This is a genomic window from Paraliobacillus sp. X-1268 (assembly GCF_003426095.1).
GTDB lineage: Bacteria > Bacillota > Bacilli > Bacillales > Amphibacillaceae > Paraliobacillus_A > Paraliobacillus_A zengyii.
The window spans coordinates 56,142-80,919 of record NZ_QJSK01000013.1; the positions used below are offsets into that span (position 1 = coordinate 56,142).

At 35.3% G+C, this 24,778-nt stretch carries 28 protein-coding genes and 2 rRNA genes; 1 reads left to right on the forward strand and 29 read right to left on the reverse strand.

Annotation, left to right across the window (positions count from 1 at the left end):
* Positions 1–20: 20 nt before the first annotated feature.
* From fin to metG, 16 genes are all read right to left on the reverse strand, one after another.
* Positions 21–251, reverse strand: a complete 231-nt coding sequence (gene fin / locus D2K62_RS13355) for an anti-sigma-F factor Fin (RefSeq protein WP_112179132.1) — start codon at positions 249–251, stop codon at positions 21–23.
* Between the two features lie 90 nt (positions 252–341).
* The gene (pth, locus tag D2K62_RS13360; protein WP_112182602.1) at positions 342–902 is read right to left on the reverse strand and encodes an aminoacyl-tRNA hydrolase; all 561 of its coding nucleotides are present in this window, start codon (positions 900–902) and stop codon (positions 342–344) included.
* 805 nt (positions 903–1,707) lie between these two features.
* A complete protein-coding gene (locus tag D2K62_RS13370; RefSeq protein ID WP_112179128.1) occupies positions 1,708–2,331 on the reverse strand; it encodes a 50S ribosomal protein L25/general stress protein Ctc in 624 nt (207 codons plus the stop codon).
* Positions 2,332–2,424: 93 nt separating this feature from the next.
* On the reverse strand, positions 2,425–3,378 hold the full coding sequence (locus D2K62_RS13375) for a ribose-phosphate diphosphokinase (RefSeq protein ID WP_112179126.1): 954 nt from the start codon (positions 3,376–3,378) through the stop codon (positions 2,425–2,427).
* Between the two features lie 21 nt (positions 3,379–3,399).
* The gene (gene glmU, locus D2K62_RS13380; RefSeq protein ID WP_112179125.1) at positions 3,400–4,776 is read right to left on the reverse strand and encodes a bifunctional UDP-N-acetylglucosamine diphosphorylase/glucosamine-1-phosphate N-acetyltransferase GlmU; all 1,377 of its coding nucleotides are present in this window, start codon (positions 4,774–4,776) and stop codon (positions 3,400–3,402) included.
* Between the two features lie 336 nt (positions 4,777–5,112).
* Positions 5,113–5,412, reverse strand: a complete 300-nt coding sequence (gene spoVG / locus D2K62_RS13385) for a septation regulator SpoVG (RefSeq protein WP_112179123.1) — start codon at positions 5,410–5,412, stop codon at positions 5,113–5,115.
* Positions 5,413–5,609: 197 nt separating this feature from the next.
* Positions 5,610–6,425 carry a pur operon repressor gene (gene purR / locus D2K62_RS13390; protein WP_112179121.1) on the reverse strand — a complete coding sequence of 272 codons (816 nt, stop codon included), beginning with the start codon at positions 6,423–6,425 and terminating at the stop codon, positions 5,610–5,612.
* Positions 6,426–6,497: 72 nt separating this feature from the next.
* Positions 6,498–7,349, reverse strand: a complete 852-nt coding sequence (ispE, locus tag D2K62_RS13395; RefSeq protein WP_112179119.1) for a 4-(cytidine 5'-diphospho)-2-C-methyl-D-erythritol kinase — start codon at positions 7,347–7,349, stop codon at positions 6,498–6,500.
* Positions 7,350–7,454: 105 nt separating this feature from the next.
* A complete protein-coding gene (locus D2K62_RS13400; protein ID WP_112179117.1) occupies positions 7,455–7,637 on the reverse strand; it encodes a small, acid-soluble spore protein, alpha/beta type in 183 nt (60 codons plus the stop codon).
* Between the two features lie 129 nt (positions 7,638–7,766).
* Positions 7,767–8,033, reverse strand: a complete 267-nt coding sequence (gene veg, locus D2K62_RS13405; RefSeq protein WP_112179115.1) for a biofilm formation stimulator Veg — start codon at positions 8,031–8,033, stop codon at positions 7,767–7,769.
* A 200-nt stretch (positions 8,034–8,233) separates the two neighbouring features.
* The gene (yabG, locus tag D2K62_RS13410) at positions 8,234–9,106 is read right to left on the reverse strand and encodes a sporulation peptidase YabG (RefSeq protein WP_117161603.1); all 873 of its coding nucleotides are present in this window, start codon (positions 9,104–9,106) and stop codon (positions 8,234–8,236) included.
* A gap of 98 nt (positions 9,107–9,204) precedes the next feature.
* Positions 9,205–10,077: a 16S rRNA (adenine(1518)-N(6)/adenine(1519)-N(6))-dimethyltransferase RsmA gene (gene rsmA, locus D2K62_RS13415; protein ID WP_117161604.1), complete on the reverse strand. Its 873-nt coding sequence runs from the start codon at positions 10,075–10,077 to the stop codon at positions 9,205–9,207.
* Positions 10,070–10,675, reverse strand: coding sequence for a ribonuclease M5 (gene rnmV / locus D2K62_RS13420; protein WP_369974652.1), 606 nt, complete (start codon positions 10,673–10,675; stop codon positions 10,070–10,072). Before rnmV ends, rsmA begins: the two co-directional genes overlap by 8 nt.
* Before the next feature lie 94 nt (positions 10,676–10,769).
* Complete coding sequence (locus tag D2K62_RS13425) at positions 10,770–11,978, reverse strand: resuscitation-promoting factor (protein ID WP_117149428.1); 1,209 nt, start codon at positions 11,976–11,978, stop codon at positions 10,770–10,772.
* A 208-nt stretch (positions 11,979–12,186) separates the two neighbouring features.
* Positions 12,187–12,957, reverse strand: a complete 771-nt coding sequence (locus D2K62_RS13430; RefSeq protein ID WP_117161605.1) for a TatD family hydrolase — start codon at positions 12,955–12,957, stop codon at positions 12,187–12,189.
* Between the two features lie 322 nt (positions 12,958–13,279).
* A complete protein-coding gene (metG, locus tag D2K62_RS13435; protein WP_117149429.1) occupies positions 13,280–15,229 on the reverse strand; it encodes a methionine--tRNA ligase in 1,950 nt (649 codons plus the stop codon).
* A 406-nt stretch (positions 15,230–15,635) separates the two neighbouring features.
* On the opposite strand from metG, the gene D2K62_RS13440 reads away from it, so the two are divergent.
* Entirely contained in the window at positions 15,636–15,914 is a 279-nt protein-coding gene (locus D2K62_RS13440; RefSeq protein WP_112179103.1) for a transition state genes transcriptional regulator AbrB, read from the forward strand.
* A 42-nt stretch (positions 15,915–15,956) separates the two neighbouring features.
* Here the strand turns inward: D2K62_RS13440 and rsmI are convergent, their stop codons facing one another.
* The 13 genes from rsmI to D2K62_RS13505 all read right to left on the reverse strand — a co-directional run.
* A complete protein-coding gene (gene rsmI / locus D2K62_RS13445) occupies positions 15,957–16,829 on the reverse strand; it encodes a 16S rRNA (cytidine(1402)-2'-O)-methyltransferase (RefSeq protein ID WP_117149430.1) in 873 nt (290 codons plus the stop codon).
* Between the two features lie 80 nt (positions 16,830–16,909).
* Entirely contained in the window at positions 16,910–17,656 is a 747-nt protein-coding gene (locus D2K62_RS13450; RefSeq protein ID WP_117149431.1) for a tRNA1(Val) (adenine(37)-N6)-methyltransferase, read from the reverse strand.
* A 133-nt stretch (positions 17,657–17,789) separates the two neighbouring features.
* Positions 17,790–18,134, reverse strand: coding sequence for a DNA replication initiation control protein YabA (gene yabA / locus D2K62_RS13455; protein WP_112179097.1), 345 nt, complete (start codon positions 18,132–18,134; stop codon positions 17,790–17,792).
* A 15-nt stretch (positions 18,135–18,149) separates the two neighbouring features.
* A complete protein-coding gene (locus tag D2K62_RS13460; protein WP_117149432.1) occupies positions 18,150–18,977 on the reverse strand; it encodes a PSP1 domain-containing protein in 828 nt (275 codons plus the stop codon).
* 4 nt (positions 18,978–18,981) lie between these two features.
* Positions 18,982–19,968, reverse strand: coding sequence for a DNA polymerase III subunit delta' (gene holB / locus D2K62_RS13465; RefSeq protein WP_117161606.1), 987 nt, complete (start codon positions 19,966–19,968; stop codon positions 18,982–18,984).
* 122 nt (positions 19,969–20,090) lie between these two features.
* Entirely contained in the window at positions 20,091–20,531 is a 441-nt protein-coding gene (locus tag D2K62_RS13470) for a YaaR family protein (RefSeq protein ID WP_112179091.1), read from the reverse strand.
* A gap of 62 nt (positions 20,532–20,593) precedes the next feature.
* Positions 20,594–20,923 (reverse strand): cyclic-di-AMP receptor, encoded by a 330-nt coding sequence (locus D2K62_RS13475; protein WP_112179089.1) that lies wholly within the window; start codon positions 20,921–20,923, stop codon positions 20,594–20,596.
* A 99-nt stretch (positions 20,924–21,022) separates the two neighbouring features.
* Positions 21,023–21,661: a dTMP kinase gene (tmk, locus tag D2K62_RS13480; RefSeq protein ID WP_112179088.1), complete on the reverse strand. Its 639-nt coding sequence runs from the start codon at positions 21,659–21,661 to the stop codon at positions 21,023–21,025.
* Positions 21,662–21,663: 2 nt separating this feature from the next.
* Positions 21,664–23,103 carry an aminotransferase class I/II-fold pyridoxal phosphate-dependent enzyme gene (locus tag D2K62_RS13485; protein WP_117149434.1) on the reverse strand — a complete coding sequence of 480 codons (1,440 nt, stop codon included), beginning with the start codon at positions 23,101–23,103 and terminating at the stop codon, positions 21,664–21,666.
* A 108-nt stretch (positions 23,104–23,211) separates the two neighbouring features.
* Entirely contained in the window at positions 23,212–23,403 is a 192-nt protein-coding gene (locus D2K62_RS13490; protein WP_112179084.1) for a sigma factor G inhibitor Gin, read from the reverse strand.
* A 194-nt stretch (positions 23,404–23,597) separates the two neighbouring features.
* Positions 23,598–24,134 (reverse strand): ATP-binding protein, encoded by a 537-nt coding sequence (locus D2K62_RS13495; protein ID WP_117149435.1) that lies wholly within the window; start codon positions 24,132–24,134, stop codon positions 23,598–23,600.
* A 191-nt stretch (positions 24,135–24,325) separates the two neighbouring features.
* Positions 24,326–24,441: ribosomal RNA gene (rrf, locus tag D2K62_RS13500) — 5S ribosomal RNA — on the reverse strand.
* 212 nt (positions 24,442–24,653) lie between these two features.
* A 23S ribosomal RNA gene (locus tag D2K62_RS13505) occupies positions 24,654–24,778 on the reverse strand; the annotation flags it as partial.

Below are 24,778 nucleotides of genomic sequence, written 5' to 3' on the forward strand. Positions count from 1 at the left end.
ACTCCATTACACCAAAATTCTTATTGAATAAAATAATCTAACGCGTGATATTCAGGGTTATGTTCTAATGTTTCCTGACAATCCTCACATATCGCATGGATTTCAATATCACCATTTGATTGATAATGGATCATTTCTTTCTTTTCTTGTAATGATAAATGTTGCCAACCCAAAGTATTTGTGTCTACCATTTGTTCTTCTAAAGTTCCTAGCACTTGGCTACAATGTTTGCATTTATAATTTATTGTCATGCATTTAACCTCCAACAGCGCATTTTCCCTTTTATTAGTCTGTCCACTGGAGGTATCTTTATACATCATTTACTGTTCTCTATTATATGTCTATTGATTAAAATCATTCATGACTTCTTGAAAAGACTTTTGCATCCAAGATTCTGAGGCTTCTACTGCCTTTTCAATACTATCATTTACTAATACTAGTTGTGACTTATCAAATTTCCCAAGAACATGATCAACTACAGACATGTTAGTTATTGGACGATCAATCCCGATACGTAATCGGTTAAAATCTTTCGTACCCAATTGATCAATTATTGATCTTATACCATTATGTCCACCATGACCACCTTTTTGTCGTAAACGTATTTTACCAGTTGGTAAGTCTAAATCATCATATACGACAAGAACATCCTCAGCTTCTAATTCATAAAATTCCATTAACGGGCGTAATGATTCACCAGATAAATTCATAAAAGTTTGCGGCTTCAATAAAATTATTTTTTCTTGATTAACCATTTCAATTGTATAATCACCATTAAATTTTTTTTTATTAATTTCCCACTTATTGCGTCTCGCTAGTTCATCCATAACCATAAACCCAATATTGTGTCGCGTATTTTTATATTTCATACCTGGATTTCCTAATCCAACAATACATTTCATAGCGTTCACGTCTTTCTCTTACTATTTACTTTATAACTCAACTTTCACAGTGTAAAGTGTACAACAGGCACTTAATCATTGGTTTAAAAAGGAAGTATTACAATCCAAAATTGAAGTTTCCTTCATACTTCTATTAAAATCATCTGCATTTTTATCTGACGAACTTGAGAGAAACCCCGTCGTAGCTAGAGTTTATCACCAGCTTCTCAAATAAAATTGACTCCCTTTCCGTAGGCACGGCTTCAGCTAACTCGGAAGCAAATAACGCTTCCGAGTGGATCTTCAGCCCGTGGGATTGCGATTACTCATCCCATCGAAAACATTTGCTGTTCCTACTGGAGTCTCGTCAATTTTATTTGAAATACCATAGACTCTGTCGTAACTGCCATGTTGATTTCCGCTACAGGCAGTCGCTTTCCGCGGGCAAGTCTTCAGGCTAACTTCGTAAAGAAAAATCGCTTTACGAAGTGGATCTTCAGATCTTGCTTTTCCCGCAGGAGTCGACTGCCTTACGCTACAATCAATCAGCACAAAGTGAGCCCCTGTTGTAATAAGCATAATAAAAATCTGTGACAAGCAGCTAATATATTAATTTTAACCTCTATCAAGCGTACATGTTAGAAAGCAGGCCTTTTTCATTACTGTTAAGGAAAAGATCAGATATAGCCCAAACATAACACAGTCAATGATTAGTGCTTATTTGAAACAGTTGAGTTTATAAGTATACTAATTTGATTTAATACATAGCGGAAAAGCTTGGGCTAATCAAGCCCAAGCTTTTTTATTTAACTATTTTTCGTTGTTATTATTCTTCTTCTGCTGCTTTTTCATTAATAACTTCTGGCTCTGCATCTTCTTCTTCTGTTACTTCTTCTGGTTCTTCATCAGGAACAGAAACAGTTACGATTGTTGCATTTTCATCTTCTAAGATTTCAAAGTTTTTACCTTCTTTTAGATCTGAGACCATAATACTATCACCAATCTCTAATGCAGATACATCAACCTTTATTTCTTCAGGAATATCAGCCGGTTTTGCACGAACTGATAATTCATATAATGGTTGTTGTAAAACACCGCCATCTTTCGTACCTTGCGCTTCGCCATCTAAGTGAATTGGAACTAATACATCCATTTCTTGTGACATGTTAACAATATAGAAGTCTGCATGAATTAATTGATCTTTAATTGGTTCAACCTGATAATCATGTAGCATTACATCCACTACTTCGCCTTCTACATCCAATGAAATAATTGCGTTTTTACCCTCATCACGTACTGTTTTCAACAATTGAATGCTGTTAACAGAAATCGTTTTTGGCTCTTTATCATTACCATAAAGAACTGCTGGGATAAATCCTTCACTTCTTATTTGCTTTGTACTTGAATTTTTTAAATCTTTTCTACTATTTGCTTTAAGTTTTACTGACACGTTTCTCGACCTCCAATAATTTTCACTACTTTAATATTTATCTACCTAGTATCTCTTGTATTTCCCTATTATAAAAATGTTAAACATAAATAGTTAATCAAATAATACACTTACTGATAATTGCTCGTGTACACGAATGATAGCTTCGCTAATCAACGGCGCTACTGATAATGTAATAACTTTCTCTGTTTGTTTTTCTTTAGGTAACGCAATAGAATTCGTTACGACCAATTCTTTAATAGATGAATTACCAATCCTATCCATTGCGGGACCTGATAAAACTGGGTGTGTACAACAAGCATACACTTCTTTTGCTCCACTTTCAATTAGAGCATCTGCCGCTAATGTAATTGTACCTGCTGTATCGATAATATCATCAATCAAAATGGCTGTCTTCCCTTGCACATTACCAACAATGTTCATCACTTCTGCTACATTTGGACGAGGTCGTCGCTTATCAATGATTGCAATAGGAGCCTTTAATCGATCTGCTAACTGTCTTGCTCTAGTCACACCACCATGGTCTGGAGAGACAACTACGACATCCTCTAAACCTTTTTCAGACCAATAATCTGATAAAATTGGTACACCTACTAGTTGGTCAACCGGAATGTTGAAGAATCCTTGAATTTGTGGTGCATGTAAATCTAATGAGATAACACGTGATGCACCAGCTACTTGTAATAAGTCTGCTACTAATTTCGCAGTAATCGGCTCTCTTGCTCGCGCCTTTCTATCTTGTCTTGCATAGCCATAGTAAGGCATGACGATGTTAATTGTTTTTGCTGATGCGCGTTTTAACGCATCAATCATGATAAGTAATTCCATTATATGCTGATTCACAGGGCCACTAGTTGATTGTACAACATATACATCACAGCCACGCACACTTTCTTCTATATTAATTTGAATTTCTCCATCACTAAAGGAAGTGACGGAACACTCACCCAATGTAACGCCTATTTGCTCGGCTATCTCCTCAGCTAGAGTAGGATTAGAATTTAGCGTAAAGACTTTCAAAAAAGAATCTTTATATTCCGTTGACATTTAGTCGAACCTCCATTTAACCTATTTAAGTTTATTTTTTATCTTTTCAGCATAATCTATTTTATTTTCTTGTTTTGATCGGGCTATTGATAGCGCATTTGTCGGGACATTCTTGCTAATTGTTGAACCCGCTGCTACATAAGAACCTTTTCCAATCGTAACCGGGGCAATTAAATTTGAATTACAACCAATAAAGGCATCATCTTCAATTTTTGTAAGATGTTTATTTTTCCCATCATAGTTAACTGTAATCGTTCCACAACCAACGTTTACATTTTCACCTATTTCTGCATCACCTATATAACTTAAATGGGATACTTTACTCTTTGAGTCAATACGTGATTTTTTAATCTCGACAAAATTACCGATTTTCACTTCATCGCCTATTTCTGCTTCCGGACGAATATGAGCATATGGTCCAATTTGAACGTCTTTTCCTATCTGACTATCTTGGGCAACGCTTTGTTTTATGGTAGTATTTTCCCCTATATCACAATTATTAATCTCACTATTTGGTCCAATAACACAATCAGTAGCAATAGATGTATCACCACGGAGAACACAACCTGGTTCAATCACCACATCACTTGCAATAGTGACTTTTGGCTCTATATATGTATGATCAGGATCAATAATAGTAACACCATTTTTCATATGGTTGTTATTTATTCGGTTCTTCATTAATTTTTCTGCTTTTGCTAATGCAATGCGATCGTTAACTCCGATAGTTTCCTCAGCATCTTCTGTTTGGTATGCTGAAATTTTTTGACCATCATTCTTTATAATCTCCATCACATCAGGTAAATAATATTCTCCTTGTACATTATCGTTTGATACTTTCTTTAGTGCTTGAAATAATGTTTGGTTATCAAAACAATAAGTTCCTGTATTAATTTCATTTACAGCTAATTGTTCCGCCGTTGCATCCTTATGCTCGACAATTTTTGCAACATTATTGTTATCATCTCTAATAACACGACCATAACCACTAGGGTCCGTTATAGAAGTTGTAAGAACAGTGGCTCTAGCTTCTGATTGTTCGTGGTGATCAAATAACGCCTGTATTGTTTCTTTGCTTAGCAATGGTGTATCACCACAAATCACGAGTGTAACACCTTCTTCATTTAGAAGTATTGGTTCAGCCTGTCTTACTGCATGGCCTGTTCCTAATTGTTCTTTCTGAATTACAAATTCTGAATCAGAACCGAGTTGTTCTTTCACTTTTTCTGCTCCAAAACCTACAATCGTAATAATTTTATTAAGTTGCACTGCTTGTAATTGATCAATTACGTGTTGCACCATCGGGCGTCCCATTACAGGATGTAATACTTTATATAACTTTGATTTCATTCGAGTACCTTGTCCTGCAGCAAGCACAACAGCATATTTATTCGTCATGAAGTTTTCCTCCATTCAATATGTATCTATTTCAATAATATTTTTATTTTATAACCTAGAGATAAGTATAACAGTTTATCTACGTATTCAAAACATCTTTAGATATCCATTATCGAATATATCTTAAAACAGCGACCATTTCAACAGTATACTACAATATCTCATACCTTACTTAATTAACTTAACGTTCTACATACTTTATTATTTTTAAAACCTTGTAATTATTAAAATACGAGGTAAATCTATCGAGACTTCTTTCTATTCTTTATATGTTCTATAAACAAAAAAGCCTAATCTTTTTAGATTAGACTCTTACTGTCATTCAGATGAAACAATTTAAGAAGCTCCTGCTCCTGCTTCCTCATACTCTACTTCATCTATTTCTCCAGCCTGATGATACTCTTCTAATACAGCATCCTGTATCTTAGCACGTGTATTAGAATTAATAGGGTGCGCAATATCTCTGAACTCTCCGTCTGGAGTCCTTTTAGAAGGCATAGCTACAAATAAACCGTTGTTGCCATCAATTACACGAATATCATGCACGACAAACTCCTGATCTAATGTAATAGAAGCAATTGCTCGCATTCTTCCTTCGGTATTCACGCGGCGTAATCTAACGTCTGTTACTTCCATTATGTTCACCACCTTTTCCCAATTTGAACTTATTACCATAGATTCAACAAAAAAGCAGGAAATCCTGCTTATATTTAAAAATTATTTGTTTAAATTATGTTTTTTGTTTAACTTGACAAAAATAAGCCAAAAAGATGTCATAAATACCTATAGAATCTAATATGATAACGCTTTAAGGATTCTACGTACAGATGTTACTAGTGAGCAAAATAGTTACCTTTACGTAGTTCAACATGCTTATTTCGCACATCAACGTTAGCTATTTGTACAAGTGACGTATATTCTTCTACTACGCGTTCCTCTTCCTCATCTTCAGCCTCCGCTAACACACCGATTGCAGCTACATTGGCATTAAATTCCTTTAATAAATTTTTCATACCATCAATTGTACCGCCAGCTTTCATAAAATCATCAATGATACAAACTGTTGTACCCTGTTTTAAACTACGCTTTGTTAGAACCATTGTTTGAATCTTTCTTGTCGATCCAGAAACATAGTTAATGCTAACGGTAGAACCCTCAGTAATTTTCGGGTCGCGTCTTACAATTACAACCGGAACATTTAAGAAAGAAGCTACTGCATAAGCTAAAGGAATTCCTTTTGTTGCTACAGTAACAATTGCTTCAATTCCTAGTGAGGAAAATTCCGTTGCAAAAAGCCTTCCTATTTCTCTTATTGTCTCAGGTTCACCTAAAATATCGCTCATAAACAAATAACCACCTGGCAATAGTCGTTCGGGATCCTCTAAACGACGACATAACTTTTCAATAAAATCCTCACTCTTTTGGTGGGCATACTGCGGAATATAACGAACGCCACCAGCAGCTCCAGAAACTGATTCTAGATAACCAATTCCTTCTTTTTGAAACATATTATTCATGATAGCCAAATCTTCACTTATAGATGATTTTGCTGCTAAATATTTATCTGAGAAATATGGCAACGAAATCAATTGCATTGGATGTTCCAAAACATAATGTGTCATTCCTATCAACCGATCGCTTCTTTTCATTTTCACACCTCAAAACCCGAATATTTTTAATTAAATATATCATTTTATACGTGTTTAATCAAGTCCTTGTTTTCACCCTAACATTTGTACTACAAACACTTCTTCACAAAAACCACGTAAACTATTATAAATTCGATATGCTCGGCTTTCTTGTGCAACAAGTGAAAACATTGTTGGACCACTCCCACTCATTAGAACTGCATCTGCACCCGAACTAATCATTTTATTTTTTATTTGTTGTACTTCAGGATATAAAGGAAGCGTAACTCCTTCCAATACATTCCCTAATTTATTCGTCATTTTTATATAGTCATTTGATTTGATCGCATCTATCATCCCCTCTGTATCGGGGTGTTTAATGTTATCTAATTCCAAATGCTGATAGATACTTGGCGTTGAAACACCTATCATCGGTTTGGCAAGCACCACCCAACAAGTTGGAGGCGATGGTAACTCTGTGATTTTTTCGCCTCTCCCTCTTACCACAGCAGTTGAATTATATACACAAAATGAAACATCCGAACCTATTTCAGAGCCTATCTCCGCCAATTCAGCAGTTGGGATATTAAGCGACCAAAGTCGATTTAATCCACGGAGTGTAGCCGCTGCATCACTACTACCACCAGCTAAACCCGAAGCTACAGGAATAAACTTTTCAACCGTTATATGTACACCTTTATTTATATGGTATTTATCTTTAATCAACTTTGCCGCACGATAAGCAAGGTTTCGTTCGTCGTTTGGTATAAATCGACTTTCTGAACCCATTACAATTTTATCCGTATCAATGCTAGTTAATTCAATTCGGTCAGCCAGATCAACTGTTGTCATTACCATTTCAATCTCATGATAATTATCTGGACGTTTATGTAACACATCCAGCGATAAGTTAATTTTAGCTGGCGCCTTCTCTAAAACATACATCCCATTCACCCACTTCATTCTTCTTTACATAATCACGTTTTACGCACTCTTACGTACTTTATCCAATGATAACATACTATATATTTAAAAAAGAGACAAACCCAACTAATTGGATTTGTCTCGTATTAATTGTTCTTCGGCCATTTCCACTGCTCGCTTTACCATATTACCTGCATCACGAGCACGGATACCGCCCCAACCTTCTTTTTGAACTGTTTCATAAAAACCTAATTCTTTTGCAATCTCTTCTTTTAATTGATTGGACATAATTCCTTTACGTCTGCTCATCGGAGAGAGATCGCTCCTTTCTTTTTATGAAATAGGTTGCATTTATAGTGTGAGCAATAACAATTAAATAAACCTTAGTAATTATTTGTTTTATTGGAAATTAAAACACAAAAAAACAGTAAACAAAGTCTACTGTTCTCCAACTGCTAGTGCAGTCCTGCCTTCGATGAAGTTTAGCTCTACTGTTTCTGTCAAAACATCTGCATAACTATAAGAAACACGTTCAAAAGCATTTTCTTCTTGATCCAAAGCCACAATAAAGACTGCTGGATATGTTTCTTCTAGTGTACCATAACGTTCTACTGTCTTTCTTCTTCCACCATTGGCCGTTAACCTTAAACGTTTACCAATTTGACCATCAAGACCTCGTTTTATTTCGACTAATGTTTTCGCCAATATACTCCACCTCACTAAGATTAGTATACCACAAGCTTGTATTACCGTCAACAAAAGGATTAATTATAACAATATACATATTTGTTTGTCAACAAAATGTTTCGTTCGCGGCTAATTATTTATTATTCTCTCACAAACCTGTAAAATTATGTGTACAAAAAAAGAAATAGCGTTTTTCAGCCATTTCCTTTGATATTCTTCTAATCACTTGTTAAGTCTTCTTTCACATACGGCATACCAGTTCGAAGTAAACCCTTTGTTTCAATTCCACCTAAACCTTTTTCTCCTGTTAGCGTATTACGTAATGCTTCATAGACACTAACCTTATCCATAAATGACGTGTAAGCAACTTTAGCCGTTATATAAACCGGGTCTAGCGCATGTATGTTTATCCTAGATGGAGAACTGGCAAAGTTAGCTCCAGCTCTAATTAATGACTCAAAGTGTGATTGACATGCACCTGCAAAAATAACTAGCTGATCAACATTAGGGACTATTGCTCGCGCTTCTCTAACTGTATCAACGAAATATTGTGAGTGTCGGTATGCTCGAATATCATTTTTCTCACCTTTGTTCCTAGAAAAGGCATCATGCCCAGTAATAACAATCATATCTGGTTGAATCTTTTTAACTAAACGCCCAATTTCATTTGGCATTTCTTTTTCATCTACATACAAACCATGTACTTGTAAACCCATCCGTTGATATAAGTCAATACACTTCTTTAAGTAAAGACGGTCACCATCTAAATGCAAGACACGTGCTGGTAATTGAAAAAAATTTGAATCTTGCTGATAACCACTCGTTGACTCATAGGTACGCTTTTCTTTCATTAATTGATAATCTTGACGAAATAAACGAAAAGAATAGTCCTCTTTTTCTTTACCTTTTATTTTAATTTTTTCGATATCTCGTTCTGGTACTTTTTCTAAATCTTCCAGTAGTGCATCTGCCTCTAAACGGATATCTTCACCATGTAACACTGCTGATTGATTTGAAACGGAACTTATCCGAAACAATATATCATGCTGATAGGACTCTCTTGTGACTAACTCACCAACCATAAAAGACATTCGCTTTCCACCTCATATTCACAGTCGAAAAATCTTATAACATAACCTATGTGTCGAGGTGAAAAGTTGTGCGGATGAAACGATAAACCGAACCCATCTTAGCCTGAAAATACATTTGCTAAATCAGCAAATTCTTGAATCGATAAAGATTCTCCGCGTCTTGTTCCATCAATATTCGCCTCTTGAAGTTTTATTTCAAGTGCTTCTTTCGTATATTCATCTGTAAAATGGCGTACTAAATTGTTCCTTAATGTTTTTCGGCGTTGTCCAAAACATGCTCTAACTAAGTCAAAGAAAAAATCCTCATCATTTACTTCTACAAGCGGTTTATCGCGTATTTCTAAATGAAGGACAGCAGAGTCAACATTAGGTTGTGGCATAAAAACAGTCTTTGGAACATGTAATACGACGGACGCTTCTGTGTAGTATTGCACAGCAATCGACAATGAACCGTAACTTTTCGTGTTAGGTGTAGCAGCCATTCGATCTGCTACTTCCTTTTGAATCATTACCGTTATACTTGCTAACGGCAACCGAGCCATTAGCAACTTCATTAATATTGGTGTCGTTACGTAGTAGGGCAAATTCGCTACTAGTTTGACCTTTTGACCCACCTCAAAATGTTCTAATATGATACTTGCCACATCCGCTTCTAATACGTCTTGATAAACGATAGAAACATTATCATATTCCATAAGTGTTTCTTCTAGAATAGGCGCTAAGCGTTGATCAATCTCAAATGCCACTACTTGCTTTGCGTGAATCGCAATTTGTTCGGTCAACGCACCCATACCCGGCCCGATTTCAATTACACCAACTTCTTTTGTCACTTCTGCTTTTTCTAAAATTTTTGTTAAAATATTTACATCAATAATAAAGTTTTGCCCTAAACTTTTTTTGAATGAGAAACCATATTTATTTAATATTTCTTTTGTTTTTGTTGGTGTGGCGATTGCCTTATGTTTATTCATCTTGTTCCTCCTGCAATATAGTAACCATTGTTTCTTCAAAGGTCTCTCTTGTAATTCTAAACATCTGTAATCGTTTAATTAGCTGTTTTCCGTTAGCATAACCCATTCGGAGTTGTTCTGTTAATTTTTCTCTCCGTTCTTTGGCATGTCGACCACCTATCAAACCAAAAGCAAGTAAATCTTCTCGACTAATCTCACTAACATATGTATCATCCAATTGATAAACAGCAGCTAATGCCTCTTTTATTGTTTCAATCTTTGCATGTTCAATTCCAATTCCCTTATTTCTTTTTGCTCGTGCCTCTGTTTTTGTTAAAAATGCATGTTTACAACCCGGCACTGCATTCGAAACAATGTGGCGAATACGCTGTCCTGGATAATCTGGATCTGTGAAAATGATTACCCCACGTTTTTGTTGCGCATGCATAATTTGTTCTATAATTCGATCATTGACAGCGGAGCCGTTTGTTTCAATCGTATCTGCATCTACAGCTTGTTTTACTTTTGCTGTATCGTCTTTTCCCTCTACTACAATAACTTCTTTAATTTGCACTTTTATTTCCTCCATACCGTTCATGTATGCATTTATCTTTTTCATTATAGAGTCTTCAACCCAAAAATGAAAGACTAGCCATATCTAAGAAACAAAAAAACACCCTCACCACAGTGGGTAAAGGCGTCTTTATTTTTAATTAGTCTAAAATTTTAACTTTAACATTTCTAACACCAAAGCTCAGCGCTTCGCTATTTGAAGATACATGTACATCTATCTTATTTCCACTTATAGCGCCACCTGTATCACCAGCGACAGCATTACCATATCCTTCAACCCATACTTTCGTTCCTAAAGGAATAACACTTGAATCAACTGCAATAACTTTTGCGTTTGGGTTGCTTTTTAAATCAATGCCAGTGCTTGTTATACCTGAACATCCGTTGCAATTCGCTGTATATGCTGTTGCCTTCATGTAAAGTGTTTTACTACTGCTATCTCCACGAGAAACCGTTTCAGTCGCAGTGCTTGCTACAGTTGTTGCAACTTCTTCTTTTGTTCCAACTGCGACAACACGTTTTTCACTTTCTTTTTTAATTTCTTCATTAATAAGTTCTCTCTCTACTTCTTCCCCATTTTCTAGGGTAACCTCATATTTCTTTTCAACTAAACCTTCTTCTCCAGCAGTTACAACTTCTTCTTTGCCTTTTGTTAAAGAGTTATCGCTTTTCGTTACAGTAGAATAGTCTATCGTTTCTTCCACTATATCCGTTACTTTTTCTACGCGGGTTATTGTTACAGCTGAATCAGCTGTGACATCTTTTGTTTCTTCCGGTTCTACACGGTCTAACTCATTTAATTCAATGGATTGATCAGCTAGCAAGTCAGATATAGTCTCTTCTGTAGTCCAAACTTGTTTTTCTTCTCCACCATCATTAATGGTTACCTGCATTGCTTTATTAAGTTCAATTTCCAAGTCATTTTCAATTGCAGCCGAAGGATCTACTGATAGCACATCATGATCGCCAACTTCTACTTCCGCTTCTTCTAAAAACGAAGCTACTGTATCCTGCGTTGTGTAGTAAACCTCTTCTTCCTCATCAATTGTTAATACGAGGTTTTTTGCTTGTTTATATTGAATATCCATATTAGCTGTTATAAGTTCGTCTGTTTTATGCGAAAGTAAGTCGTGTTCTCCCACATTTAGTTCTAGTTCATCTATTAGGTCTGCTACAGTTTCAGCATGTGTCTCAACTGTTGTTGTTTCACCATTTTGTGTAACATTAACTTCTACCTTAGTTGCTTCAAATGATACAAAACCTACAAATAGGAATAATGCTATTACTGATATAACAGGGATTACCAATTTCGATCGAAATGCTGGCAATAAATTTAAAAGATTCTTCATGCTCATTTGCCTCCTTCGTTCCCGCTGTTGTATTATATAAACAACGTATAGGCCTGTCAAATGGGCTTTTCTCTTGCTGTAATCAATTAAAACCATTGATATCAGTGTTTACACTTGGTTTAGGAAGGTTTATTTCATCTATATTAAGAAAAGGTTACATTCTCTAATTAACGTTACATTTCCGTAATATAAGCAAATTAACCTTGATTTAATCATTTAAACGGAATAATCGATCGGCATTTTCCTTGGTTATACTTGCAATATCTTCTACTGGAACCTCTCTTAATTCTGCTATCTTTTCAGCAATTAAAGCAGCGTAAGCAGGTTCATTCCGCTTACCACGCTTTGGATGAGGTGCTAAAAACGGGCAATCCGTTTCAATTAATAACCGATCTGCTGGTACCATTTTGGCAACTTCTTTTGGCAAGGTTGCATTTTTGAATGAAACAGGTCCACCTAATGAAATGTAAAAGTTCATCCCGATAAACGCTGGCACATATTCAGCTGAATCATTATAACAATGCATGATTCCACCTACATCTGCTGCATTTTCTTCTTGCAAAATAGTCATTATATCCTCTGTTGCTTCTCTATTATGAATAATGATTGGTAAATTCACCTTGCGTGCTAATTGAATTTGTTTACGAAAAACTTCTTTTTGAATAGCCTTAGGTGATTTATCCCAATGATAATCTAACCCCATCTCTCCTAGTGCCACAACTTTTGGGTGTGAAGCTAGTTCTTCTAACCATGCCAATTCTTTTTCTGTAAAGTCGATCGCATCAACCGGATGCCAACCTACTGCTGCATAGAAGTTCTCATTCTCTTCAGCTAACTTAATAGCTCTCGGAATTGTTTCATGATCAAAACCAACAATCACCATATGAGTGACACCCGCTTCTTTCGCACGTTTAATCACTTCCTCACGATCTTCATCGAATTGCTTTACATTTAAATGTACATGCGTATCAAATAACATTTAGTATAACTCCTTTTATTTAGACTCTTTTCGTAAACTCTCTCGCTTCAACTTCCTAGTAGATAGAAATTGCGACGTAACATACCGCTCTGGAAATATACTACGCTTTCCGTGGGCACGGGCTGAAGATCCACTCGGGAGCGTTCTGTGCTTCCGAGTTAGCTGAAGCCGTGCCTGAGGAAAGGGAGTCAATTTCACTTGAGGAGCGCGTACATTGCGTCGGATCTAATAATTTCTGAATTGACAATGGTTTTTATGAAATTAGTTTTATTTTAACAAGCGAAAACGCCTATCAGCTTTGATAAGCGTTCTCTTTTTGCTATTACTTTACAACTGATCCATTTGGTAAGTCTTGTTCTACTGTTGCTAGAGAAAGGTTGCCATTCTCATCTTCTCCAGACAAAATCATACCTTGTGACATTTCACCACGAAGTTTAACAGGCTTTAGATTTGTTATACAAATTACTTTTTTGCCTATCAATTCTTCTGTTGTATAAAATTCAGCAATACCAGAAATAATTTGTCGTTTTTCTGAGCCTAAATCAATCTGTATTTTTAATAATTTATCTGCCTTTTTAACTTTTTCTGCTTGTATTATTTCTGCTACTCGAAAATCCAATTTCATAAAATCGTCATATATTACTTCTTCTTTTGTTTCTACTTTTTCTGCTTCTTTCTTCGCCGCCGGTTTTTTCATCATATTTTTTATGATCTCTATTTCTTCTTTTGCATCTAAACGAGGGAAAATCGCGTCTTTCTTCGTTACCTTAGTACCCGCAACAATAATATCCGTATCATTTAATGTATTCCACTCTTTATCTGACTCTTCTACTACACCGATTTGTTCAAATATGCTTGCTGGCGTTCGAGTTAGGAATGGTTGTAATAAAATCCCGATACGGCGTAATGCGTCAACTAAATGTGCCATAACATTACCAAGACGGTCCTTATTGGATTCTTCTTTTGCTAAGCTCCATGGTTGCGTTTCATCAATATACTTATTAGTACGACTAACATACTTCCAAATAGCTGATAAGGCCACACTAAATTGCATATTGTCCATAGACTCTTCGACATTTTCAACCGTTTCTTTTGCAAGTGTTTCTATTTGAATATCGAATTCATCTATTCCCGCTTGAAAAGTTGGAACCTCTCCATCAAAATATTTCTCAATCATCGCAACTGTACGATTTAATAGATTTCCTAAATCGTTAGCCAAATCATAATTAACACGTTCTACAAATCCCTCAGGCGTAAAGACACCATCTGAGCCAAATGGAACCTCGCGTAATAGGTAATAACGTAATGCATCTAATCCATAACGATCTGTTAATGAAATAGGATCGACTACATTCCCTTTTGATTTTGACATTTTTCCATCTTTCATCAAAATCCAACCATGTGCAAAAACCTGTTTCGGTAATGGTAGATCAAGCGCCATTAACATGATTGGCCAATAAATTGTGTGGAACCGAACAATTTCTTTACTCATTAGATGTACATCTGCAGGCCAATATTTTTGAAAGCGTCCATCTTCATCTGTTCCATATCCTAATGCTGTAATATAGTTAGATAATGCATCAATCCATACATAGATTACATGCTTTGCATTACCTGGTACTTGTACACCCCAATCAAATGTTGTGCGTGATACAGCCAAATCTTCTAATCCTGGTTTAATAAAGTTATTAATCATTTCATTTTTCCGACTTTCTGGTTGAATGAAATGTGGATTCTCTTCATAAAAAGCCAATAATCTATCGACATACTTACTCATTTTAAAGAAATAGGACTCTTCTTTCACTTTTTCTACTGATGCACCACAGTCGGGACAATGCTTATTGTCCAGTTGTCTTTCCGTAAAAAAAGATTCGCAAGACGTACAGTACCAACCCTCATATTGATCTAAGTAAATATCTCCTTGGTCTAACAATTGGGCAAAGATCTTCTCAACAACCTGTTTATGTCGTTCTTCTGTTGTCCGAATAAAATCGCCATAAGAAATATCTAGCTTATCCCATAGTTTCTTTATGCCAGTAACAATCTCATCTACATAAGCTTGCGGTGTTACTCCTTGTTCATCTGCTTTTTTTTGAATTTTTTGCCCATGTTCATCTGTGCCAGTTAAATACATAACGTCATACCCTCGTAATCGTTTATAGCGAGCCATAGCATCACCAGCTACAGTTGTATACGCATGACCAATATGTAAATTACCACTAGGATAATAAATTGGTGTCGTTAGATAAAATGTCTTTTTTTCTTTTTGCATACTATTTTGCCTCCCAAACCTATCTATGTCTTATTATTATATCCTTTTGGTACTTATATTTACACCAATAGTTTTAATTTAATAGGTATTCTTCATCTAATTTTAGCTGTTTTATTTATATATTTCCAATCCTACAGCTAATCTATTAAAAATAATATAGTAAAAACGCAATCAATTACCAAACAAACTGCCACCAGATTTCTACTTAATTATTAAATAAGTCTTTTATTTCTTCAATATAAGGAAAACACTTATTCACATCCTGTTTAGATTATTTAAAAATTAAGTCTATTTCTTGAATTTAGCCTTTTTTAAACAAAAGTAATTGACACATATAGAAATTACTGGTATATTCATAGTAGCTCTTGTCGAATATTGACGAAATATTATTAAAGGGGAGAATAAAATGAAATCTACTGGTATTGTACGTAAGGTTGATGAATTAGGTCGCGTAGTTATTCCAATTGAACTTCGCCGTACATTAGGAATTAATGAGAAAGATGCATTAGAAATTTATGTGGATGATGAACGTATTATTTTACAAAAATACAAGCCAAGCATGACTTGTCAAGTTACTGGCGAAATCTCTGATGATAACTTATCATTAGCTGGTGGTAAATTAGTATTAAGTCCTGAAGGTGCAAAAACGCTTATTGATGAAATTCAATCACGTTTAGACAAATAGTAATAAAATTAAACCCTTCACTTGTGAAGGGTTTTTAAAAACTTAATCAACATGGTAGATTTGATAGATATCTCGTTTAGGTAATTTGCGATCAAGTGCAACCTGTTTGATTGCCTCTTTATTTTTCATATTATCCTTTTCAATATAATAGGTGACATGATCTATGACAGACAACTCATTCCACCATACTTCTTCTGTCTCTTTGACGTCACTATTACCCTCAATCACAATGCAAAACTCACCTTTTACCGTACCAGTTTCCAACCACTCTATTACTTCTTGTACAGTACCACGAATATATTCCTCAAAACGCTTTGTTAATTCACGTGCAACACTAACTTGTCTATCTCCTAAATTGTCAGCTATTTCTTGTAACGTATCAGCAATTCGATACGGCGATTCATAAAGTAAAATTGTGTCAGTTATTCTTTCTAAAAATTCAAACGCCTGTTTGCGATCCTTTTTCTTTCTTGGCAAAAAACCATAAAAGTAAAAATGAGTCGTATCTAACCCCGAACCTACTAATGCACAAAGTGCTGCATTTGCACCCGGTAAAACAACTACAGCAATATCTTCTCTTATGACAGCTTGGACCAACTGATTACCTGGATCGGATATTGCAGGCATTCCTGCATCACTTACTAAAGCAATATCTTTTCCTTCTTTTAGAACATCTAACAGCATTGATTCTCGTTGCGTTTGGTTATGCTCATGATAACTTACCAGTGGTTTCATAATTTCAAAGTGATTTAATAGTCTTTTTGTATTCCTTGTGTCTTCTGCAGCAATCTGTTCAACAGACTTTAGTACATTTAATGCGCGTATTGTTATATCCTCTAAATTACCAATTGGTGTTGGAACAATAAATAAAGTGCCTTTCCCTTCCTCTTGGTCAAAGCTTTTCTGACTATGCATGTTCGCCCCCCTCTTGTGCATTTGAAATCAAATGACATAATGTAGCATCTTTATAGTCTACTATATAAACAACGTGTTGCTTATACGCCACCATAGATAATTTCTTCAAGCTCTTTCGTATAGTGACCATGTTGATTAAAAGCATACAATGGTGACAATATCTTTAAATCTGGATTTCCATCACGTACTGCCTCAATTAATAATATATTTGCTTCTTTTCCCTCTTTCGGATAAACAAGTTGCATCCTTTTTGGCTCCAGTTTATATGCCCTACATAATGTAAGAATATCAACCAAACGATTTGGCCGATGTACCATACTAAGTTTTCCCCCGGATTTGACTAAACGGCTACAGGATGAAATGACATCTTCCAATGTACAACATATCTCATGCCTTGCAATTGTTAAAAAGTCATTTTTGTTATGATGTGCTTCATTCTTTGTTTTAAAATAAGGTGGATTAACTGTTACTAAATCAAATTTATCGTTACCAAAATAGGAGGGCATTTCTTTTAAATCACCATGAATTAAGTTGATTTGATCTTCTTTTTTATTAAACTGCACACTACGAATAGCCATATCATAAAGGCGTTCTTGAATCTCTACACCAGTTATCTTTACGTTAGATCGCTTACTTAATAACAACGGCACAACACCATTACCAGTGCAGAGATCCAGTATTTTCCCTCTTTTTATAGGTACTTGAGTAAAGTTTGCTAGTAACACTGCATCCAATGAAAAAGAAAACACATTGGGACTTTGAATAATTTGCATGGATTCGTCTGCTAATAAGAAGTCTAAACGCTCATCATCTTTCAATTCTACCATCATACTACTCCTCGCTCTATCGTCAAAAATAAAAAGAGACTGAAAATTTCGGGTTGTCACAACCCTACAAAGATCAGTCCCTTTTCAAAAATTTCAGCGTGTAAGATTTAGCGTGTTCTTGTTGTGTTTCCATTTATTTTGTTTTATTTAAAAACATTAAACAAAACAAACAGTCTTCATCTTTTCTTGGACTGCCGAAATGCACATTACAAATATGAAAGCCCTCTTCATACAATCTAGCTAGGTTATCGTATCCTTCTCCAATTGAAACATCCACATCAGTGCCGTCACTCGTCGCTTCACTCTGTTCAGTATCCTTGTCTAAACGAATACGTAAGTGATGGTTCTCCATAGCTAAACGGTGATTCTCCTCTAATAACTCACTCATATGTTGCTTTAGGTCACCTAATTGTTGATAGAGTTGTCCAAGTTGTTCTTCCATATATGATACTTGTTCAAAAACGTCTTTTTTATTCACGCTATCTCCACCCCATTACTCCGCGGCTTCCGTATGAATAACTCCTTCATCGATTAGCTCATCTAGCGTATACTCAATGACCCTATCTTTTTCAGGAATCTCTAATTGAATCATACGCTCTAAGATATTTAAACCTACCACCTTACCTTTTCCATAAGGTGTTGTGATCGATTGCCCCAAATCAGGCAATTGTTTTTTAGCTGTTTCATAATCATCGTTTTCGTATTTAAGACAACACATTAAACGACCACATAAACCAGATATTTTTGCAGGATTTAAAGATAAATTTTGATCTTTGGCCATTTTAATCGATACTGGTTCAAAATCACCTAAAAAGGTTGAACAGCATAACATTCTCCCACAAGGGCCAATTCCACCTAGTAATTTCGCCTCATCACGAACACCAATTTGGCGCAATTCTATTCTGGTTTTAAATACAGATGCGAGATCTTTAACTAGATCACGAAAGTCGACACGACCATCTGCTGTAAAGTAAAAAATCACTTTATTTCGATCAAAAGTATACTCTACATCAACAAGATTCATATCTAAATCATGTTCACCGATTTTTGCATCACAGGCTTGATATGCTTGCTTTGCATTCTCTTGATTCTCGGCGACAATCAATTTATCTTTATCCGTAGCTATCCTTATCACTTTTTTCAAAGGAAGTACAACATCTTCTTCGTCGACCTCTTTATTTGAAATGACGACTTTACCAAACTCTATCCCTCTAATAGTTTCGACAATGACATATTGATCTTTGTCAATTGCGACCATTTCGGGGTCAAAATAATATATTTTACCCGCCTTTTTAAAACGGACACCAATAACATCTACCATTTTTTCACCTCTGCATCTGCAGTGTTAGTTGCTCCATCACTAAAGTCGGATGTACATTTTGTTCTATATGTTTCTTCGCTTCCATAATAGCATAAAGAATCGCTGTTGTATCCTGCTTTGAACAATGCATCGATATTTTTTTTATTTTTTCTTGATTTTCAATAAAAATGATACTCTCTTCTTTGTCAATATGGGTATACATAACGTCTTTATACCATAGCATAAGTAAGTCGAGACCCTCATGTAATTGATCGCGATTTGAAAAGTGTGACATCCATTGCTTTTGAATAAATAGTAACAATTCATTCGACCCAGCTTGAAGCATTTCAATTAATTGTACCACTATCTTTCTTGTCCCTGCAAACCGCTCATCCTGATGTAATAATCTTGCATCTTCAATCTGTGGCTTAAACGCTGCGAACAATCTTGCATTTGCTTCAGCAATACCTTCTGTTTGCAACGTTTTCTCGATCTGCTGTGCATTTAGTGGTTTAAGGGCCATAATCTGACACCGTGAACGAATTGTATCCAACAGTCCTTGCGTGTTTTCTGTTAATAGAATTGCAGTTGTCTGTCTATTAGGTTCTTCTAAAAATTTTAACAAGCGATTTGCAGCATTTGTTGTCATCTTTTCTGCGTCGACAATAATATATACTTTTTGATTCGATTCTAAACCGGTATAAGTGAATTCTTTTTGTAGATGTACAATCTGTTCTTTCTTTATAGAAGAACCGTCTGGGATGATTTTATGGACGTCTGGATGATTTCCTGAGGTAATACGAACACAGTCCTTGCAGACATGACACGGCTCACCATTTGCTATATGCTGACAAAAGATACTTTTTGCTAATAATGTACTCATTACTTCTTTCCCTGTTCCTTTATCACCTTGAAACAAATAAGCATGTGCTAATCGATCGCGTGCAATCATGTTTGTTAGCATTTTTGTTGCAATCGGTTGAACTGTAGCAATCTCTTCCCATGTTTTCATCTGATTACTTCCTTTATAATTAAATCGAAAAAAAGAGCGAAATCCTATTTGAATTTCAACTCTTACTTACTATCTATTTTAGCATGTTTTATAAGAGTACAATAACTTTTTTGCTAATCTCTTTAGGAATATAAATTAATTAAAAGTCCTTTAATTTCACCAATTAAATCTAGTAACCCTATTGAACGCTTTTCTTGTTCTAACACAACCTCTGTTAATGCTAACAATTTTTCATCTACTTCATCTACAAGTGTAAGCTTTCGGTTGTTCCCCTGTAAATTAAAACTATGTGAATGCTTAAGATCCATTCCATAGTTAACTGCTTCTTTAACGAAATCTTTTACTAAGCGTTTATATTTTGCTAAATCTTTAAAAGAACGATAACGAGCTAAACGTTCGCCTTGAAGTGTTATACCCTTCATCATCTCTTCTAATTGATGATTCATTAATTTCTGACCTTGTGTTGCTACCATCGAATCAAAACTTTTCCCATTTGTTTTTTGTGGTAGACTTTTCGTCCTCGCTGCTTCGACTTGTGATCGCATTTCTTGATTAATCTTCACGTTGTTGTTCTCCCTTATTACCAAGATATCTAAAAGCGCTCAGAACTTGCATCTTCATTATATTAGAATTGGAAGAAAGAATCTACTGGTAAAACAAAGACTGTTGCTCCGCCAACTTCTATATTAATTGGTTTAGGTATATATGAATCTGCATTACCGCCCATTGGTGAAATCGGTGCTACCATCTGTTCTCGCTTGCTAGAATTTTGTTTAATGACTTCTAACGCCTCATCGACTGCATCATCATTACAACCAATCATTAAGGTCGTATTACCTTCTTTTAAGAAACCACCTGTTGTCGATAGTTTTGTTGTCTTAAAGTCCCTTTTTCCTAAAGCATCCGTTAATCGATTACTATCTTTATCCTGTAATACAGCTAATATTAATTTCACTATTATTCGCCTCCTGATTTTTTAACACAAACTTTTTATCGTTTTATAAAACCTACCTTGAAAGACTTAAACACTACATGACCTTAAACAAATTAAAATTTACATATGACTTGTTCTAATATATTTTAGTAAAGTCTCGTAAGTGGAGCCTACTACTACTTCAAGTGAAGGTGTTGCGTCAATTCTTGTTATACGATCAGGAAACCGTTCGATCAACAATTGATAGGCCTCATAAACTGCTTGATGAAAAGTTAACTTTTCAAGATCTAGTCTGTTTTGTTCACGCGTTTGATTTGCCGCAATTCTTTTTAATCCTTCTTCCGGTTCAACATCAAAAAACAAGGTGATATCAGGCATCGCTTCAAGTATGGCAAATTGATTCATTTGATATACTTCATCCATTCCTAATCCACGCGCATGACCTTGATAAGCCAAGCTACTATCAATAAAACGATCACAAAGAACTATTTTCCCCTCGTCTAATGCAGGAAATACCTTTTCCACTAAATGTTGACGTCTAGCTGCAGCATATAACAATGCTTCTGTTCGAGCATCCATTTCCGTATGAGCACGGTCTAAAATAATACCTCTAATTTTTTCTGCAATTGCTATTCCACCTGGTTCACGAGTTGTTATGACATCATAACCATCTTCCCTAAGCCGTCTAGCTGTTTCATGTAGAACAGAAGTTTTGCCAGCTCCTTCTCCACCCTCAAATGTTATAAAATATCCAGTCACACTCATTCTCCTTTAAATACAGTAACGCCTTTTCTTATATTCAGGTGTTGAAAATTCGTCTGTTTTTCTAGTAAATAGTCTATTGTTTCTAGATGTTCTTCGGTAATTTTTTCTCCTCTAACCAATACTGGTATACCTGGTGGATAAGGGATAACCGCTTCAGCTGTCACTTTTCCAACAGAACTAGCCCACTCTATAAACTCGGTTTGTTTATTAGGCATTTCCAAATAGGAATAAGCAAGTGTTGTGATCACTTCTGGAAAAAGATTATGTTTTGTTTCTATTGTATCATGTTTAGCAGAAAAAATTAATCGACTTGTTACCTTTTCTACTGCCCTTTCTAATCTTTCCCACTGATTAAAAGCTTGAAAACCATGAATAAATAGCAATTGACTATCGGTTCGCAACTCTGCAAAAATACCCTCTGACTCAAATATAGTCGCAATGGATTTTGTAGTGTAACCTTGTTTTACATGTAAAACAATCTTTAAGGGATCATCAACACTATTTTTTATGGGTATTAGATCCCAGACATCACTTTTTGAAAAAATATAGCGCATTTTTCTAATGCTACTTTTAATCGATACGATATCTTCCTTTGTTCTTGTTGCTAAGAAACTTCGAGCTACATCCAAACTTGCCATTAAGGGATAAGACGGGCTACTAGATTGTAATATTTGTAGGTAGTGTGCTATTCTTTCCTTTTTTAAAAAAGATGCGTTCACATGTAAGAAAGCTGCCATTGTCATAGCTGGTGCCATTTTGTGTGCAGATTGAACAACGATATCAGCACCCATATCTAACGCTGACTTTGGAAACATTTCTTTATCAACCGAGAAATGAACGCCATGCGCTTCGTCAACTAATACCGTAATTTGATGCTTATGGGCTATTTCTATAATTTCGTCTAACTCATATGTATGACCGAAGTAGTCGGGGTAAGTTAAAACAAGCACTTTAGCATCTGGATTATTAACAATAGCCGCTATCAAATCTTTGGTTGAAGGTGCTGTGTAGCGTCTTACATTCTCATCATAGGTTGGTGCAACAAAAATAGGCCATGCGCCACTTAACTCTATTCCATTAAAAATCGATTTATGGCTGTTGCGTTGTACAATTACTTTTTCATTTTGAGCACATGTGGCTAAAATCATTGCAAGATTTCCAACCGTACTCCCACCAACCAAAAAAAATGTGTGCGCTGCATTAAACCACTCACTTGCCATACTTTCAGCCTCTGCTATTGCTTCATTTGGTGCATGTAGATCATCTAACCCTGTTAATTCTGTTAAGTCGATAGATAAAATAGAGCTATAATAATCAAGAGCTTTATCAGGAAAAATAGTGCCGTTCTTATGACCTGGCACATGAAGAGAGAGCGGCTCTTTATCAGCAAATTTTTTTAACACATTAAATAATGGTGTGTTTAGTTGGTTCTTCATTATGATATGTCATCCTTTTTCTTTGATACTTTCATTATAGCAATAGTTTCACTACAAATAAAAAAATCTCGTATCTCTAAAGTCAGATTACGAGATTTGATGTCACCATCATGAGTATAAGGTTGATTGATTCATTCTTTTTAACTTTTCTACAAAATAGGAATATGATGGATCTTCAGGCTCTGTTTGAACTATTTTTTGTTCGCAATGTGAACATATAAATAAATTGTAAACATTTATTCCCTCTTCTTTTTCTTTATCACAAACGATGCATATATGATTATTTGTTAACTCTACCATCTCTCCACCTCCGTTAAACTAGCATCTCCTAATCTAACGTTTTTATACATTGTTTTAAAAGATTAATACTAATTTCTTCTTTTAAAAGACTTTATTAAAATTTAATGTTTTTTTATAGTTATAAAGATATAAGTTACATATAATTAGAAGTTCTATTTCGCCTTATTATCTTCTTTAATTAAACAACATTTAAATCATTCAGAGTTTAGGTAATTTAAGACAATATCTACTCGTTCACTTCCTGAATAATCTCCCTCAATTTTTAATACTGGACATGGCAAGTCTGTCATCCAATGCTCATGTGATTTTTTACTCCTAACATCCATTCCTCCACTATCATATAAAGATGCCCAATCTAGAAAAGTTTTCGATTGTTCATATTTACTCCCACCAACTAATATTTTATTACCATAACGTTGAAATTCTCTTTCTTTTAACCTTTCAAGTCTTATATCTTCCGGAACCCATAGGAATATAACTAGGTCAAAGTAATTTTTAAGGTTATCACCCCAACCACACACTGCCCCAGAAAGAATCACGTTTTTATTAAGTGCTAAATCTTTTTTTAGCATCCTTCTTCTTTGAGATACTTCTCTTTGTTTAGTGAATTTAGTTGTCCAAAAATAATCATCGGTATCCAGATATGTATGAGGTAAATTCATTGATAACAAATCACCCAATGTTGAAGTACCAGTCCCCGAAGCACCCATTATATGAATTTTATCTTTCACTGTTCCTCCTCCTTTAATCACCTTTTCCTAACTTTTAGAAAAAGGTTTAAATCTTGAATTAGTCCTTCGTGATCAATTACTCTAATGCATGTTGGTGGTTTGTTTCATCTATAATATCACATCAACCTACTTTCAAAAAAATTTCAAACAAAAAACATCTATTACAATGAAGTAATAGATGTTTTATAGTTGCTTAGCGACGTCCTACTCTCGCAGGGGCAAAGCCCCAACTACCATGAGCGCTGAAGAGCTTAACTGCTGTGTTCGGCATGGGAACAGGTGTGACCTCTTCGCTATTGTCACTAAACCATTTTGAAGTTAGTGTACCTTCAAAACTAGATAAGAATTACAACAAGACATCATATATCAATCCAGCTCCAGCGTCCAGCAACTGGGTGGCTTCATCAATTTCCCTACGATAAGTCATCATCGATTCACTTACGTTCATCGTGATTCCTTTATCTCAGTCAATTCATTCCATCCACTGCGTTGCTAAACGGACGCTTACGCTTCTTTTTTATAGTTAAGTCCTCGATCTATTAGTATTCGTCAGCTACACGTGTCACCACGCTTCCACCTCGAACCTATCAACCTCATCGTCTCTGAGGGATCTTACTCTAAAAAGATGAGAAGTCTCATCTTGA

What these genes read in the sequence shown, in the direction of transcription:
- fin (WP_112179132.1), bottom strand. Translation starts at nt 251, where the DNA reads ATGACAATAAATTATAAATGCAAACATTGTAGCCAAGTGCTAGGAACT.
- pth (WP_112182602.1), bottom strand. Translation starts at nt 902, where the DNA reads ATGAAATGTATTGTTGGATTAGGAAATCCAGGTATGAAATATAAAAAT.
- D2K62_RS13375 (WP_112179126.1), bottom strand. Translation starts at nt 3,378, where the DNA reads ATGTCAACGGAATATAAAGATTCTTTTTTGAAAGTCTTTACGCTAAAT.
- glmU (WP_112179125.1), bottom strand. Translation starts at nt 4,776, where the DNA reads ATGACGAATAAATATGCTGTTGTGCTTGCTGCAGGACAAGGTACTCGA.
- spoVG (WP_112179123.1), bottom strand. Translation starts at nt 5,412, where the DNA reads ATGGAAGTAACAGACGTTAGATTACGCCGCGTGAATACCGAAGGAAGA.
- purR (WP_112179121.1), bottom strand. Translation starts at nt 6,425, where the DNA reads ATGAAAAGAAGCGATCGGTTGATAGGAATGACACATTATGTTTTGGAA.
- ispE (WP_112179119.1), bottom strand. Translation starts at nt 7,349, where the DNA reads ATGTATGTTTTAGAGAAGGCGCCAGCTAAAATTAACTTATCGCTGGAT.
- D2K62_RS13400 (WP_112179117.1), bottom strand. Translation starts at nt 7,637, where the DNA reads ATGAGCAGACGTAAAGGAATTATGTCCAATCAATTAAAAGAAGAGATT.
- yabG (WP_117161603.1), bottom strand. Translation starts at nt 9,106, where the DNA reads ATGTCTTTTATGGTTGGTGAGTTAGTCACAAGAGAGTCCTATCAGCAT.
- rsmA (WP_117161604.1), bottom strand. Translation starts at nt 10,077, where the DNA reads ATGAATAAACATAAGGCAATCGCCACACCAACAAAAACAAAAGAAATA.
- rnmV (WP_369974652.1), bottom strand. Translation starts at nt 10,675, where the DNA reads ATGAAAAAGATAAATGCATACATGAACGGTATGGAGGAAATAAAAGTG.
- D2K62_RS13425 (WP_117149428.1), bottom strand. Translation starts at nt 11,978, where the DNA reads ATGAAGAATCTTTTAAATTTATTGCCAGCATTTCGATCGAAATTGGTA.
- D2K62_RS13430 (WP_117161605.1), bottom strand. Translation starts at nt 12,957, where the DNA reads ATGTTATTTGATACGCATGTACATTTAAATGTAAAGCAATTCGATGAA.
- metG (WP_117149429.1), bottom strand. Translation starts at nt 15,229, where the DNA reads ATGCAAAAAGAAAAAAAGACATTTTATCTAACGACACCAATTTATTAT.
- D2K62_RS13440 (WP_112179103.1), top strand. Translation starts at nt 15,636, where the DNA reads ATGAAATCTACTGGTATTGTACGTAAGGTTGATGAATTAGGTCGCGTA.
- rsmI (WP_117149430.1), bottom strand. Translation starts at nt 16,829, where the DNA reads ATGCATAGTCAGAAAAGCTTTGACCAAGAGGAAGGGAAAGGCACTTTA.
- D2K62_RS13450 (WP_117149431.1), bottom strand. Translation starts at nt 17,656, where the DNA reads ATGGTAGAATTGAAAGATGATGAGCGTTTAGACTTCTTATTAGCAGAC.
- D2K62_RS13460 (WP_117149432.1), bottom strand. Translation starts at nt 18,977, where the DNA reads ATGGTAGATGTTATTGGTGTCCGTTTTAAAAAGGCGGGTAAAATATAT.
- holB (WP_117161606.1), bottom strand. Translation starts at nt 19,968, where the DNA reads ATGAAAACATGGGAAGAGATTGCTACAGTTCAACCGATTGCAACAAAA.
- D2K62_RS13485 (WP_117149434.1), bottom strand. Translation starts at nt 23,103, where the DNA reads ATGAAGAACCAACTAAACACACCATTATTTAATGTGTTAAAAAAATTT.
- D2K62_RS13490 (WP_112179084.1), bottom strand. Translation starts at nt 23,403, where the DNA reads ATGGTAGAGTTAACAAATAATCATATATGCATCGTTTGTGATAAAGAA.